We start from the raw sequence: 13,788 nt of genomic DNA on the forward strand, positions 1-13,788 counted from the left end.
AAGTGGCCTTGACATGACAAGCATGCTTGACACTCTCGAAAGTGTCAAGTTCGCTTTACACATGAGTCACATGAGTGCCGAGGAGAACGTGCGAAGCAAGGTGAGGGAGCTGCGCGGCGAGCGCGGGCTCTCGCAGCAGGCGCTGGGCGATGCCGTGGGCGTCTCGCGCCAGACGATCAACGCGATCGAGACGGGCCGATACGACCCGTCGCTGACGCTCGCGGTGCACCTCGCGCGTTTCTTCGGCGCGCCCGTGGAGGAGGTCTTCGATGTCGATGGATGAGCAGGAGCCGCAGGGCCGGCCCCGGCGGCGCTTCCGGTGGCCCATCTCGATCGTCAACACCGTCATCTACAGCCTCGCGACCCTCTTCGGCGTCTGGCTGATCGCATCCGACCGCCTCACCGCCGGCATCATCATGATCCTCGCCGCCACCTTCGGCGCCCTCGCCTCGGCGTACGCCCGGCGACGTGGCTCGGGCGACCTGGAACGCGTGAACGCGCTGGAGTTCGCCGACGAGCGCGACCGCGCCGCCGCCCGGAAGGCGCTCGCGACGGTGGGCGTCACCGCTCTGATCGCCTCGATGGTGCAGCTGGCGATCGCCATGGTGATCGAGGATCCCCTGTTCGCGCTGCTCAGCTCCGGCATGCTCATCCTGCTGGCGGTCGTCTGGCTCATCGCCAACTGGTACTTCGTCCGCCGCGGCTGATGGGGAGCGCGGAGAAGCGGCGCCTCGGGAGACGCCGCTCCCCCAAGACGTCGCTCAGTGCGTGATGTCGGTCACGGCGCCCTTCGCGAGCCGGAGGCGCCGCCGCGCGCGCCGCGAGACCGCCGAGTCGTGCGTGACGAGGATCAGGGTGAGCCCGCCGGCGTTGAGCCCCTCCAGCAGCTCCATGATCTCGTCGCGCGTCTGCTCGTCGAGGTTTCCGGTGGGCTCGTCGGCGAGCAGCACCGCCGGACGCTTCGCGATCGCGCGCGCGATCGCCACGCGCTGCTGCTGCCCACCCGACAGCTCTCCCGGCAGGTGATCGCCGCGCTCGGCCAGGCCGACCTGGGCGAGCGCCTCGGCCACGCGGCGATCCCGCTCGGGCCGCGGGAGACGCAGCGGCTCCAGCCCCATGTCGACGTTCTCGTGCGCGTTCAGCGTCGGGATGAGGTTGAAACCCTGGAAGACGAAGCCGATGCGTTCCGCCCTGATGCGACCGAGGACGTCGGCGCGCGCCGTCGACAGCTCCGTCTCGCCGAGGCGGACCACGCCGGCGGTAGGGGTGTCGAGCGCGCCGAGCAACTGCAGGAGCGTCGACTTGCCGCCGCCGGTCGGCCCCTGTATCGCGACGAAGTCGCCGTCCTCGATCGTCAGGTCGACGCCCGCGAGCGGCGTGACCTTCCGGTTCTTCTGCGCGTAGGTCTTCGTGACATCGCGAAGCTCGTACAGAGCGGTCATCTGGTCCTTCTCCTTGTCCATGGATCGATCACGCGACGGCACGCAGGGCCTCGGCGGGACTCAGGCGGGCCGCGCGCCAGCCGCCGATCGCGCCCGCCAGCAGGCCGCCCGCAATCGCGAGGGCCACGGCGGCGAGCACCGTCCCGATGCTGAGGGGCGCGCTCAGCGCGATCTCGGCGGCGCCGTTCTGCGCCGTCCCAGGGCCGACACCCCCGAAACCGCCGCCCCCGCCGGGTGGCGCCGCTTCGGCGGCCGGCACGGCGGACACCGTGGGCTGGATGACGTCGATGGCCAGGGTGATCGCCAGTCCGAGGACCACGCCGGCCGCCGCCCCGATGAGCCCCTGCACGAGCGACTCGCCGGCCACCTGCCGCACGACGCGCCCGTTCGTCCAGCCGAGCGCCTTCAGGGTGCCGAACTCGCGCGTGCGGCGCGAGACGCCAGAGACCGTGAAAAGGATCGCCAGCAGCACGGCCACAGCCAGCACCACGACCGAGAGCCACGCGCCGAGGCCCGCGATGAGCGCGGATGCGCTCGACAGCGATCCGGACACCGTTGCGGCAAGGTCGCTCTCGGAACTGACCGTCGCCTCGGGCAGTGCCTCGGCGAGGGCCGCCTGCACGGTCGCGATGTCGTCGGCGGCTTCGGCCTGCACATACACGGTGGAGACGACGTCCCCCGCGCCCGAGAGCTCCTGCGCGACGTCGAGTGGGATGAACACGTCGGCCGCGGCGTCCGCGGCGTCGGAGTCCGAAGCGACGACGCCGATCACCTCGAACTCCTCGCCGCCCAGATCGAGGGCGTCCCCCACCGCGATCTCGTTGGTCGTCGCATACGACGCGTCCACGACGGCGACGGAGGCTCCGGCGTCGGAGGCCGCAAGGGTGCGACCGTCTGTGAGCGACACCGACGACAACGGCCCGACGGACGTCGCGACATCGTCCACGCCGAGCACGCTCGTCTGCGCGAGGTCGAAGGAGCCGCCGCCGAAGCCGCCGCTGCGGCCGCCCTGCGGCGCGCCCTCGATCACCTGACCCTCTGCACCGGCGTCCTCGGGCGGCGACGGCAGCTCGCCGTCGAACGTCATGTTGCTCAGGGCGAGCGCGCCCGATGCCGCCGCGACGCCGTCGGTGTCCACCGCCGTGTCGACCGCGGAGGCCTCGAGGGTGGAGCGCCCCATCTCGACGGCCAACCGCGATTGGCTGACCTGCGTCGCGCCGTCCTCCCCCGTCGCCCCATCCTCGGCCCCGAACTCGAATCGCTGGCCGCCGCCCTCTCCGGGCTCCGCGGCCGCGCCACTGAGCGTGAGATCCGTGCCGACGCCGTAGACGGAGGCGAGCGCTGCCGCTTGCGCGTCGCGCACGCCGTTGGCGAGCGCTCCCACCACCATGACGAGCGCGATGGCCAGGGCGAGCCCCGCCGCCACGATGATCGTCTGCTTCTTGCGGCCGGCGAGCTCGCGCCGCAGGTATCTGCCGTTCATTCGGCTCCTTTCAGTGGATGTCCGGAGTCGACGGTAGGAATTCGTTCCATGGGGGCCCCATGACGTCGTTATGGAAGAGCTATGACGCGCACCGGCCCTTCACAGCCCAGGCATAGGCCGCGCCATAGGAAACGCATAGGTCGGCGCGCACAATGGAGCCATGACCTCGCCGCAGCCCGCCCTCACCCGCGCCGACGGTTCGCCCGTCCGCGTGCTCGTCGTCGACGACGAACAGATGCTCACCGACCTGCTGTCGATGGCGCTGAAGATGGAGGGTTGGGAGGTCCGAGCGGCATCGAGCGGCTTCGATGCCCTGCAGGCGGCGCGCGAGTTCGGGCCCGACGCGATCGTGCTCGACATCATGATGCCCGACCTCGACGGCATGGCCGTGATGCAGCGGCTCCGCCAGGCGGGCGATGACGTGCCCATTCTCTTCCTCACCGCGAAGGACGCCGTGGCCGATCGGGTGGCCGGGCTGACCGCAGGCGGCGACGACTACGTCACCAAGCCGTTCAGCCTCGAGGAGGTCGTGGCACGGCTGCGCGCGCTCATGCGCCGGGCCGGGGTGCAGACCGCCGAGAGCGAGCCGATCCTGCGCGTCGCCGACCTCACGCTGAACGAGGACAGCCACGAGGTCGACCGCGGCGGCGAACCGATCGAGCTGACCGCCACCGAGTTCGAGTTGCTGCGCTTCCTCATGCGCAATCCCCGGCGCGTGCTCTCGAAGGCGCAGATCCTGGATCGGGTGTGGCAGTACGACTTCGGTGGCAAGTCGAGCGTCGTCGAGCTGTACATCTCGTACCTGCGCAAGAAGATCGACGCGGGGCGCGAGCCGCTCATCCACACCATCCGAGGCGCCGGGTACATGATCAAGGCCCCGCAGTGACCGACGCGACCGGCGAGGAGCGCGCGGCGCGCACGGGCCCCCCGCGCCCCGGGCGCGAGGCGGCGTCCGCCGGGGTCGGCGCCGAGACCGGGGCCGCGCCGGCCGGCCGCCCCCCGATGTCGTTCCAGACGAAGCTCATGCTCACCGTCTTCGCGATCGTCGCGCTGATCCTCGTCGTCGTCTCGGCAGTGATGAGCCTGGTGCTCGGGCGCGTGCTGGAGTCGTCGCTGTCGCAGCAGGTGGAGTCCCTCGCCGACAGCGCCTCGTCGTGGGTGTCGCCCGGGCAGGACGCCGCGTCCCAGCTCGCCGGCGCGCGGACGTTCCCCGGCACCATCCTCATCGTGCTGTCGACGACCACCGGCGCCGTCTCCGGCGCGGTCAGCGACGGCCCCGAGGTCACGAGCCTCAGCGTGGCCCAGCTCACCGACGCGCGCAGCACGCGCAGCGAGCGCGCGACGACGGTCACGATCGCCGGCGAGGGCGAGTTCCGCATCGCCTCGGGTCAGGTGCCCGGCGCCGCCTACCTCATCGGGGTGTCGACCTCGGGCGTGCGCTCGACGGTGGGCCAGATGCTCTCGACGATCGCGTTCGTCACCGCCGGTGGTCTGCTCCTGCTCGGCGCGGCGGTCACCGCCGTCATCCATCGCGGCCTGCGGCCGCTCCGGGCGGTCGCCGACACGGCCACGCGGGTCGCGCACCTGCCCCTGCACGCCGGGGCGGTCTCGATCCGCGAGCGGGTGCCGGCGGACCAGGCGGACCCGCGCACCGAGATCGGGCAGGTGGGCGCCGCGCTCAATACGCTGCTCGACCACGTCGACGCGTCGCTCGACGAGCGTCAGCGCAACGAGGACCGCATGCGACGCTTCGTCGCCGATGCCAGCCACGAGCTGCGCACGCCGCTGGCCTCGATCCGTGGCTACTCCGAGCTGTCGCTGCGCGACCCTTCACTCAGCGACACCACCGAGCAGTCGCTCGAGCGCATTCAGGCGCAGTCGATCCGGATGACGAGCCTTGTGGAAGACCTGCTGCTGCTGGCGCGCCTCGACGAGGGGACCGAGATCGTCGTGGGAGCGGTGGACCTCACCCAGGTGGCGGTGGAGGCGCTGGCGGATCAGCAGGTGGCCGCGCCGGATCACCGCTGGCAGGCGGACGTGCCGGAGGAGCCGGTCGTCGTCGCGGGGGACGCGGCACGGCTCAGTCAGGTCGTCCTGAACCTGCTCGCGAACGCCCGCACGCACACTCCCGCGGGAACCGAGGTGACGCTCCGCATCGCGCGCGAGGGCAGCGGCGGGGGCACCCGCGCGGTGCTGCAGGTGCACGACAACGGCCCGGGCATCGATCCCGCACTGCAGAAGGAGCTGTTCGGCCGCTTCGCCCGCGGCGACGCCTCGCGCGCGCGCAAGACGGGCGGCACAGGTTTGGGGCTCGCGATCGCCAAGGCGATCGTCGAGGCGCACCAGGGCACGATCACGGTGCGCAGCGAGCCGGGCGACACGACGTTCGAGGTGCGCCTGCCCGCCCGGCCGGCCGACTCGGCCTGACGACGAAAGGGCTATGCCGCCCCGTCGAACATGCTCGTGACGGAGCCGTCGTCGAAGACCTCGCGGATCGCGCGCGCCAGCAGCGGCGCGCTCGAGAGCACCGTGAGCTTGTCGAAGCGGCGGTCCTGCGGAACGGGCACCGTGTCGGTGACGACGACGCGGTCGATGGCCTCGTCCTGCAGGCGCTCCGTGGCGGGGTCGCTGAAGATCGCGTGGGTCGCGCCGACGATGACCTTGCGGGCGCCGTTCTCCTTGAGCGCCTGCGCCGCCTTCACGATCGTGCCGGCGGTGTCGATCATGTCGTCGACGAGCAGGCACGTGCGACCCGCGACCTCGCCGACGATCTCGTGCACCGTCACCTGGTTGGCGACCTTGGGGTCGCGGCGCTTGTGGATGATCGCGAGCGGCGCGTTCAGCGAGTCCGACCACTGGTCGGCCACGCGCACGCGCCCCATGTCGGGCGAGACGACCGTGAGCGTCTCGCGCTCCTCGTCGGTGATCGTCTCGCGGAAGTGGCTCAGCAGCACCGGCTTGGCGAACAGGTGGTCGACGGGGCCGTTGAAGAAGCCCTGGATCTGCGAGGCGTGCAGGTCGACGCTCATGATCCGGTCGGCACCCGCCGTGGCGATGAGGTCGGTGATCAGGCGGGCCGAGATCGGCTCGCGGCCGCGGCCCTTCTTGTCCTGCCGCGAGTAGGGGTAGTACGGCGCGACGACGGTGACGCGCTTGGCCGACGCGCGCTTAAGCGCGTCGAGCATGATGAGCATCTCCATGAGGTCCTCATTCACGTTCTGCCCGAACGACTGGATGAGGAACACGTCGCTGCCGCGCATCGACACCTCGAAGCGCGTGTAGATCTCGCCGGAGGCGAAGGTGCGGTGCTCGGTCGGCGCGACCTGGATGCCCAGCTGCGCGGCGACCGCCTGCGCCAGTTCCGGGTGCGAGCGACCGGTCACCACCACGAGACGCTTCTTCGTCTTCGCGACGACGCCGGGGGCGATGCCCCGCTCGCGGTCGAGTTCAACCTTCTTTTGCTTCTGAGCCACCGGCCGCCTCTTCTGCTTCGCGGGCCTGTCGCGCGGCGTCCGCCGCGGGAGTGCCCGCTCTGTTCTTCTCGACCCACCCCAGGGAGTTGCGCTGGGGTGCCACGCTGAGGGCGAGCGCTCCGGCCGGGACGTCCTTGCGGATCACGGCTCCGGAACCCGTCTTCGCGCCGACACCGAGTCTAACGGGCGCCACCAGGTCGTTGTGCGTGCCCGTGTGCACGTGGTCCTCGATGACCGTGCGGTGCTTGTTCACGTCGTCGTAGTTCGCGGTGATGGTGCTGGCACCGAGGTTCACGTGCCGGCCGATCGTCGCGTCGCCCACGTACGACAGATGCGGCACCTTGCTGCCGTCGCCGATCTGCGAGTTCTTGCTCTCCACGAACGTGCCGATCTTGCCGCCCTCGCCCAGGGTCGTGCCGGCGCGCACGTAGGCGAACGGCCCCACCGTGCTGCCTGGCCCGAAGACGGCGAGCGTGGCGTCGGAGCGGCGGATGACGGCGTCCTCCCCCACCTCGCAGTCCGTCAGCGAGGTGTCGGGCCCGATCGTCGCGCCCTCGGCGACGATCGTCGCGCCGAGCAGATGCGTGTTGGGAAGGATCGTGACGTCCTGGGCCAGCGTGACCGTGTCGTCGATCCACGTCGTCGCCGGATCCTGGATCGTCACCCCCTCGAGCTGCCAGCGCCGCACGATCCGGTCGTTCAAGATCCGGGCCGCCTCCGACAGCTGGGCGCGGTCGTTCACCCCGAGCGCCACGCGGGCGTCGGCGGCGATGCTCGCCGCGACGGCGCGCCCCGCCTCGCGCAGCAGGCGCACGACGTCGGTGAGGTACAGTTCGCCCTGCGCGTTGTCGGCGTTCAGGCGCGGAAGGCTCTCGCGCAGCCCCGCGGCGCGGAAGACGTAGACGCCCGCGTTGATCTCGCCGATCGCGCGTTCGTCGTCGCTTGCGTCCTTGTGCTCGACGATCCGCTCCACGAGGCCGTCCGCGTCGCGCACGATGCGGCCGTATCCCGTCGCGTCGTCGAGCAGGGCGCTCAGCACCGTGGCCTCCGCCCCCGCCGCGCGGTGCTGCTCGACGAGCGCCGAGAGCGCGCCGGCATCGAGCAGTGGCACGTCGCCCGAGAGCACGAGCACGTCGCCGTCGAAGCCGGCCGGCAGGGCGTCGACCGCGAGCTGTACCGCCCGCCCCGTGCCCGGCACGTCGTCCTGGTCGACGACCGTGACACCGGGGTGCGACGAGACGGTCTCGACGACGCGGTCGCGCTCGTGTCGGACGACAACCTCGATCACCTGCGCGCCGAGCGACTCGGCGGTGTGCAGGACGTGGCCGACGAGCGGGCGCCCGCCGATCCGGTGAAGCACCTTCGGCGTGCGGGACTTCATGCGCGTGCCCTGCCCGGCTGCCAACACGACGATCGCCAGATTCTCGTGGTTCATGCTCCGCCACCAGGATTCGAACCTGGTCCTCACAGCTCCAAAGGCTGTCGTGCTGCCGTTACACCATGGCGGACCGCGGACGCGTCGCGCGCGAGCGACCGCGGAATCAGTCTCTCACGCGCGATAATGACCGGATGGGCGCAACGGATGAGGTCGACCGGATCGTCGCCGCCTGGCGCACGCAGCGGGCGGATCTCGACTTCTCTCCCATGGAAGTGCTCTCGCGCGTCGACCGGCTCTCGCGCCACCTCGACCGCGCACGGCGCGAGGCCTTCGCCCGCACCGACATCGAGCCGTGGGAATGGGACGTGCTCTCGGCACTGCGGCGCGCGGGCGAGCCGTACCAGCTGAGTCCCAAGCAGCTGCTGCAGCAGACGCTCGTCTCCAGCGGCACCATGACGAACCGCATCGACAAGCTCGTCCAGCGCGGGCTCGTGCAGCGTGAGGCCGACCCGGGCGACGGTCGCAGCATCCTCGTGACCCTCTCGGAGCAGGGCAGGATCCGCGTGGACGCGGCCATCACGCGCCTCATGGATGCCGAGGCCGAGTTGCTGCGCACGCTCTCGCCGGCCGAGCGCACGCGGCTCGCGGCGTTGCTGCGCCATCTCAGCCTCGGCTTCGAATCCGGCGCCTGAGCACCGGGGCTGTCGCACAGGGCGGCACGGGATAATGGACGGATGCGCGCGATCGACCGGGACGACCACTGATGGCGCACCTGCTGGGCGGCGAGAACCTGCACATCGAGTTCCCCGCGAAGGTGATCCTCGACGGCGTCACCGTCGGCGTCGCCGACGGTGACCGCGTCGGCATCGTCGGGCGCAACGGTGACGGCAAGTCGACGCTCATGCGGATCCTCACCGGGCGGACCGAGCCGGACGACGGCCGCGTCACCCGTCGCGGCGGTCTGCGCGTGGGCATGCTCGCCCAGACCGACGAGCTGACCGAGAGCGACTCCGTGCGGCACGCGATCGTCGGTGACGCGCCCGAGCACGCGTGGCGCGGTGACGCCCGCATCCGCGACGTCCTGGCGGGGCTGACGAACGACCTCGATCTCGAGGCCGACGTTTCGGCCCTGTCGGGCGGACAGCGCCGACGCGTCGCGCTGGCGCGGCTGCTCGTGCAGGAGTGGGACGTCGTGGCGCTCGACGAGCCCACCAACCACCTCGATGTCGAGGGCATCGCGTGGCTCGCCGAGCACCTGCGCACCCGGTGGCCGGCGAACCAGGGCGCGCTGCTGCTCGTCACCCACGACCGCTGGTTCCTCGACGCCGTGTGCACGCGGATGTGGGAGGTGCACGACGGGATCGTCGATCCCTTCGAGGGCGGGTACGCGGCCTACGTGCTGCAGCGCGTGGAGCGGCAGCGGCAGGCGGCCGTGGCCGAGGAGAAGCGCCAGAACCTCATGCGCAAGGAGCTCGCGTGGCTGCGGCGCGGGGCGCCCGCCCGCACCTCGAAGCCGAAGTTCCGCATCGAGGCGGCCAACCAGCTCATCGCCGACGAACCGCCGGTGCGCGACGCGGTGCAGCTGGCGCAGCTCGCGACCGCCCGCCTCGGCAAGGACGTGGTGGATCTGCTCGACGCGGGCGTCGCGTACGACGACCGCCAGGTGCTGCGCGACGTGGAGTGGCGCATCGCCCCGGGCGAGCGCACGGGCATCCTCGGCCCGAACGGAGCCGGCAAGTCCACGCTGCTCGGCCTGATCGCCGGAACCGTCGAGCCGACGAGCGGCCGGGTCAAGCGCGGCAAGACCGTGCGCGTGGCCTATCTCGACCAGCGCCTGGCCGAGCTCGACCCGGTCATGGACCGTCGAGTGCGCGAGATCCTCGCCGAGCAACGGTCGACGTACGTCTCGGGCGGGAAGGAGCTGACGCCCGCGCAGCTGCTGGAGCGGCTCGGATTCCGATCCTCCGAGCTGTCGACGCCCGTGCGCGACCTCTCGGGCGGGCAGAAGCGCCGGCTGCAGCTGCTGCTCGTGCTGCTGAACGAGCCGAACGTGCTGATCCTCGACGAGCCGAGCAACGACCTCGACACCGACATGCTCGCGGCGATGGAGGATCTGCTGGATTCCTGGCCCGGCACCCTCCTCGTCGTCTCGCACGACCGGTACCTGCTCGAGCGGGTCACCGATCAGCAGTACGCCGTGCTCGACGGGCACCTGCGGCACCTGCCGGGCGGCGTGGACGAGTACCTCCGGCTGCGCCGGGAGGGAGCGGGATCCGCGCGTGCGACCCCGCCCTCACCCGCGCCGGCGGCGGCCTCCCCGGGTCTGTCGGGCGCCGAGCGCCGCGCCGCCGAGAAGGAGCTGGCCTCGATCGAGCGCAAGCTGCAGAACCTGCAGTCCCGCGTGACGCGGATCCACGCCGACATGGCGGCCCACGATCCGGCCGACTACGACGGGCTCGCCGCCCTGAACGCCGACCTGCGGGACCGGATGGCCGAGATCACCGAACTCGAGGAGCGCTGGCTGGAGCTCGGCGAGCAGCTCGACGGCTGACGCGAGGGCGCGAGGTCTCAGGCGCGAGCCTCAAGGCGCGCGAAGGGTCCGCCCGCGGCCCGCAGCTCGCCCGCACGCCCCGCGTCGACGACCCTGCCGACGTCGAGGACGAGCACGCGCGTGTCGTCGGGCACCAGATCCACACGATGCGTGATCTCGATGACCGTCAGCCCCGCACGCCGCGTGCGCAACCGCTCACGCACGCGCGCCGCGGTGGGGCCGTCGAGCTGGCTGAGCGCCTCGTCCAGCACGAGCACCTCCGGGTCGGCGACCAGCGCGCGCGCCAGCGCCAGGCGCTGCAGCTGACCGCCCGAGATCGAGGCGCCGCGTTCGCTCACCGGGGTGTCCAGGCCCGCGGGCAGGGCGTCGATCCACTCGTCCAGAGCCGCGTCGGCGAGCGCCTCGCGGAGCCGCTCGTCCGTCGCGTCCGGCGCTGCCAGGCGCAGGTTCTCGGCGATCGTGCCGCTCAGCAGGGTCGGGCGCTGCGCGACGAGCGCGACGCGGCGCCGCAGCTCATCGAGGGCGAGGTCGCGCACGTCCGCGCCGCCGAGCAGCACCGCCCCGTCCTGCACGTCGCGGCCGCGCGGCAACAGCGACGCGAGCGTGGACTTGCCGCTGCCGGACACCCCGGCCACGACGCTCCACTCCCCCGCCGGGAAGCGCGCCGAGACGGCGTGCAGCGCGGGCATGCCCCCGTAGGACACGGTCGCGTCGCGCAGATCGACCGACGCATCGGCCGGCGCCGGACCGGGCGCCTCGGGCGCGCGCACCGCCGGCTCGCCGTCGATGATCCGTCGCACGCGCTCGGCGGCGGCGAAGGACGCGTCGAGACTCGCGGCGAACTCGTCGACGCCTCGAGCCGGGCCCCAGAGCGCGACCGCGACGGCGAGAGCCACGGCCACGGGCTCGGTGGGCGTTCCCGCGGCCGCGCCCACGCCGACGACGGCGATGATCCCGAGCCCCTGCAACAGCACGATGACCGCGCCGCGCCCGGCCTGCACCCGCCCCGCGGCCGACCGGGCCTCCCCGAGGCTGCGGTCCGCGGCGTCGAGCTGACGCAGGCGGGTCGGGGCGGCTCCCAGGGCGAGCACCTCCCGCACGCCCTGGATGTCGTCGCCCAGCCGGGCGGCCAGGGCGCCGCGCGCGGCGGCCACCCCGCGCGCCGAGCGCCACGTGATCGCGCCGGCGGCCAACGGGACGAGCAGCGTGGCGAGCACGAACGGCGTCGACGCGAGCGCGAGCCGGGCATCCGCCGCGCTGGCGAGCCACACCAGCGCGATGGTGGGCACGGCCACGGCCGACACGGCGGGCGGCAGTGTGTGAGCGAAGAACACCTCGACACGGTCGATGTCGCGCGTGGCGCCGGCCGTCAGCTCGGCGCCGGCGCGCCCCTGCGTGGCCGCGGGCGCCTGCGGAATGAGGCGAGCGAACAGAAGCTCGCGCAGTCGCTGCAGGGCCGTGAATGCCACCGCGTGCCCGGCGTAGTGCTCGAGGTAGCGCAGCAGCGCCTTCGTCAGCGCGATCCCCACCAACCAGAGCACCAGCGGCAGCGGATCGAAAGGACGGCCCTCCGCCGCGCGGACGACCGCTGTGGCTGCGAGGGCGAGCAACGCGACGCCGAGCAGTTGGTTGGCGATCCGCGCAACGACGGAGACGGCGAGGGGGGCGAGCAGCCGGCGGGTGTGGCCGATGAGCCAGCGGGTCAGGTCGAGGCGGCTCACGCGACCGCCCCCGCTCCGAGATCGATCACCCGGTCGGCGGCGAGGATGGCGCCGGGCCGGTGGGCGATCATCAGCACGGTCCGTCCGGCCGCGAGGCGGTCGAGTGCGGCCAGGATTGCGGCCTCGCCCGCCAGATCCACCTGCGATGTCGGCTCGTCGAGCACGAGGATCGGCGCGTCCCGCAGCGCGGCGCGGGCGATCGCCAGGCGCTGCGCCTGCCCGCCCGAGAGCAGGGAGCCCTGCTCGCCGACGGGGGTGTCCAGGCCGTTCGGCATCCGCTCGACCTCGCGGCGCAGGCCGGCGACCTCCAGCGCCGCCCACAGCTGCTCGTCGGAGGCTCGCGGGTCGGCCAACCGCAGGTTCTCGGCGATCGACCCGAGAAAGAGGAAGGGGCGCTGCTCGACCACCGCCAGCCGCGCGCGCACCTCCTCGCCGCGCACGGCGTCGGTGTCGAGACCGTCGACGAGCACGGCACCGGACGCGGGGCGCACGTGCGCCTGCACGAGCGCCGAGACCGTGGACTTGCCGATCCCGCTCGGCCCCACCAGCGCCACCCGCTCCCCCGGCTCGACCCGCAGGGACAGGTCGCGCAGCACGGGCTCGCCGCCGGGATAGCCCGCCGTGACGCCCTCGAGCACGATCGAACCCGCGGGTGCCGGCACCGCTCGGCCTGCGCCCGCATCGCTCGCGCGGGCCCTCGCGTCCGCGTTCCCTCCGAGCGACGCGCGATGGCCGCCCGCGTCGCCGAGATGTGCCGCGATCTGCTGCTGGGCGGCCCGACCGCCGATCCCGACGTAGAAGAACGAGCCGATGACATCGACGGGCCCGATCACCAGGACGGTCATCAGGACGATCGCGACCGCGTCGCCGGCGGTGATGTGGCCGTCGAGGGTGCGGCCGGCCGCGATCGCGGTGGCGGCGACGACCACCGAGAGCGAGAACGCCGCATCGACGACGAAGATGAGCAGCTGATTGCCCGCGAGCATGCGCATGAGGCCGCGGCGGTGCTCCTCCCCGCGGGCCGCGAGGTCAGCGGCGACGCGTTCGGCGGCACGGGCGTACACGAGCGTGTCGAGCGCCTGGATCGCCTCCAGGAAACCGGCCGTCAGCCGCCCCTGCGTGCGCCGATACGCGGCCCCGATCGGGCGGACGAGGCGGCGGAACCCGCCGATCAGCACGGGCACGAGCAGGATCAGCAGCGCCAGCCAGCCCGCCGTGACGGGGTCGGCCGTCAGCGCCATCACCCCGAGCACGACGAGCGGCGTCGTGAGAGAGCCGAGGATCGGGCCCAGGAAGCCGGCCCGGTAGTGTGCCGTGCGCTCCACGGCGTCGGCCGCGAGCGACAGCAGCTGCCCCGATCGTCCCGCTGTTCCCGTCACGCCGAGGTCGAAGACGCGGCTCACGACCGCTTGCCGCAGCCGCCTTTCGGCCTCTGAGCCGGCCCACTGCGAGAACCAGGGGCCCGCCCCCGCGCACACCGCGGCGATCACCGCGCACAGGGCCGGAAGCACCCACCCCGTCGCCACGCCGTCGAGCGAGCGTCCCGCCCAGGCGAACAGCAGGGCGGTCGCGATCGCGCCGACCCACGCGATGGCGGCAGAGACCGCCATCACCCACGGCCGCGTCGACGCTCGCACGGCGGCGGGGAGCGGCAGGACACGGCCGCCGGCGTGTGGGTGAGACATCCTCTCGATCGTATGCGCGCCTTCCTGAACCCCCGCCGCCGGGCGGACGGGCGGG

Annotated in this window: 12 protein-coding genes and 1 tRNA gene; 6 read left to right on the plus strand and 7 right to left on the minus strand. The window is 72.5% G+C overall.

Annotated elements, in window-relative coordinates; translation table 11 throughout:
- Positions 1-61: 61 nt before the first annotated feature.
- The gene (locus N8N77_RS03390; RefSeq protein WP_396652769.1) at positions 62-283 is read left to right on the plus strand and encodes a helix-turn-helix transcriptional regulator; all 222 of its coding nucleotides are present in this window, start codon (positions 62-64) and stop codon (positions 281-283) included.
- A complete protein-coding gene (locus tag N8N77_RS03395) occupies positions 270-707 on the plus strand; it encodes a hypothetical protein (protein WP_261164626.1) in 438 nt (145 codons plus the stop codon). Before N8N77_RS03390 ends, N8N77_RS03395 begins: the two co-directional genes overlap by 14 nt.
- A gap of 54 nt (positions 708-761) precedes the next feature.
- Here N8N77_RS03395 and N8N77_RS03400 read toward each other — a convergent pair whose 3' ends face one another.
- Entirely contained in the window at positions 762-1,463 is a 702-nt protein-coding gene (locus N8N77_RS03400; protein ID WP_261164628.1) for an ABC transporter ATP-binding protein, read from the minus strand.
- 7 nt (positions 1,464-1,470) lie between these two features.
- Entirely contained in the window at positions 1,471-2,925 is a 1,455-nt protein-coding gene (locus tag N8N77_RS03405; RefSeq protein ID WP_261164630.1) for an ABC transporter permease, read from the minus strand.
- A 160-nt stretch (positions 2,926-3,085) separates the two neighbouring features.
- Here N8N77_RS03405 and N8N77_RS03410 point away from each other — a divergent pair, with 160 nt between their 5' ends.
- Positions 3,086-3,811, plus strand: coding sequence for a response regulator transcription factor (locus tag N8N77_RS03410; protein WP_261164631.1), 726 nt, complete (start codon positions 3,086-3,088; stop codon positions 3,809-3,811).
- The gene (locus tag N8N77_RS03415; RefSeq protein ID WP_314732505.1) at positions 3,808-5,352 is read left to right on the plus strand and encodes a HAMP domain-containing sensor histidine kinase; all 1,545 of its coding nucleotides are present in this window, start codon (positions 3,808-3,810) and stop codon (positions 5,350-5,352) included. The genes N8N77_RS03410 and N8N77_RS03415 overlap by 4 nt, the downstream gene beginning before the upstream one ends.
- 11 nt (positions 5,353-5,363) lie before the next feature.
- On the opposite strand, the gene N8N77_RS03420 is transcribed toward N8N77_RS03415, so the two are convergent.
- From N8N77_RS03420 to N8N77_RS03430, 3 genes are all read right to left on the minus strand, one after another.
- Complete coding sequence (locus N8N77_RS03420) at positions 5,364-6,398, minus strand: ribose-phosphate diphosphokinase (RefSeq protein WP_314732506.1); 1,035 nt, start codon at positions 6,396-6,398, stop codon at positions 5,364-5,366.
- Positions 6,373-7,833 carry a bifunctional UDP-N-acetylglucosamine diphosphorylase/glucosamine-1-phosphate N-acetyltransferase GlmU gene (gene glmU / locus N8N77_RS03425; protein WP_261164633.1) on the minus strand — a complete coding sequence of 487 codons (1,461 nt, stop codon included), beginning with the start codon at positions 7,831-7,833 and terminating at the stop codon, positions 6,373-6,375. Before glmU ends, N8N77_RS03420 begins: the two co-directional genes overlap by 26 nt.
- A 1-nt stretch (position 7,834) precedes the next feature.
- Positions 7,835-7,906 (minus strand) — tRNA-Gln (locus N8N77_RS03430).
- Between the two features lie 61 nt (positions 7,907-7,967).
- Between N8N77_RS03430 and N8N77_RS03435 the strand changes: the two genes are divergently transcribed.
- Entirely contained in the window at positions 7,968-8,468 is a 501-nt protein-coding gene (locus N8N77_RS03435) for a MarR family winged helix-turn-helix transcriptional regulator (RefSeq protein WP_261164635.1), read from the plus strand.
- A 71-nt stretch (positions 8,469-8,539) separates the two neighbouring features.
- A complete protein-coding gene (locus N8N77_RS03440; protein ID WP_261164637.1) occupies positions 8,540-10,327 on the plus strand; it encodes an ABC-F family ATP-binding cassette domain-containing protein in 1,788 nt (595 codons plus the stop codon).
- 17 nt (positions 10,328-10,344) lie between these two features.
- On the opposite strand, the gene N8N77_RS03445 is transcribed toward N8N77_RS03440, so the two are convergent.
- Together N8N77_RS03445 and N8N77_RS03450 are read right to left on the minus strand one after the other, a co-directional pair.
- Entirely contained in the window at positions 10,345-12,048 is a 1,704-nt protein-coding gene (locus N8N77_RS03445) for an ABC transporter ATP-binding protein (RefSeq protein WP_261164638.1), read from the minus strand.
- Positions 12,045-13,733 (minus strand): ABC transporter ATP-binding protein/permease, encoded by a 1,689-nt coding sequence (locus N8N77_RS03450; protein ID WP_261164639.1) that lies wholly within the window; start codon positions 13,731-13,733, stop codon positions 12,045-12,047. The genes N8N77_RS03445 and N8N77_RS03450 overlap by 4 nt, the downstream gene beginning before the upstream one ends.
- Positions 13,734-13,788: the final 55 nt, after the last annotated feature.

The organism is Microbacterium sp. Marseille-Q6965 (assembly GCF_946151065.1).
Taxonomy (GTDB): domain Bacteria; phylum Actinomycetota; class Actinomycetes; order Actinomycetales; family Microbacteriaceae; genus Microbacterium.

Coding starts and splice junctions, on each gene's coding strand:
- N8N77_RS03410 (WP_261164631.1), top strand. CDS start 3,086: ATGACCTCGCCGCAGCCCGCCCTCACCCGCGCCGACGGTTCGCCCGTC.
- N8N77_RS03390 (WP_396652769.1), top strand. CDS start 62: ATGAGTCACATGAGTGCCGAGGAGAACGTGCGAAGCAAGGTGAGGGAG.
- N8N77_RS03435 (WP_261164635.1), top strand. CDS start 7,968: ATGGGCGCAACGGATGAGGTCGACCGGATCGTCGCCGCCTGGCGCACG.
- N8N77_RS03450 (WP_261164639.1), bottom strand. CDS start 13,733: ATGTCTCACCCACACGCCGGCGGCCGTGTCCTGCCGCTCCCCGCCGCC.
- N8N77_RS03405 (WP_261164630.1), bottom strand. CDS start 2,925: ATGAACGGCAGATACCTGCGGCGCGAGCTCGCCGGCCGCAAGAAGCAG.
- N8N77_RS03440 (WP_261164637.1), top strand. CDS start 8,540: ATGGCGCACCTGCTGGGCGGCGAGAACCTGCACATCGAGTTCCCCGCG.
- glmU (WP_261164633.1), bottom strand. CDS start 7,833: ATGAACCACGAGAATCTGGCGATCGTCGTGTTGGCAGCCGGGCAGGGC.
- N8N77_RS03395 (WP_261164626.1), top strand. CDS start 270: ATGTCGATGGATGAGCAGGAGCCGCAGGGCCGGCCCCGGCGGCGCTTC.
- N8N77_RS03400 (WP_261164628.1), bottom strand. CDS start 1,463: ATGGACAAGGAGAAGGACCAGATGACCGCTCTGTACGAGCTTCGCGAT.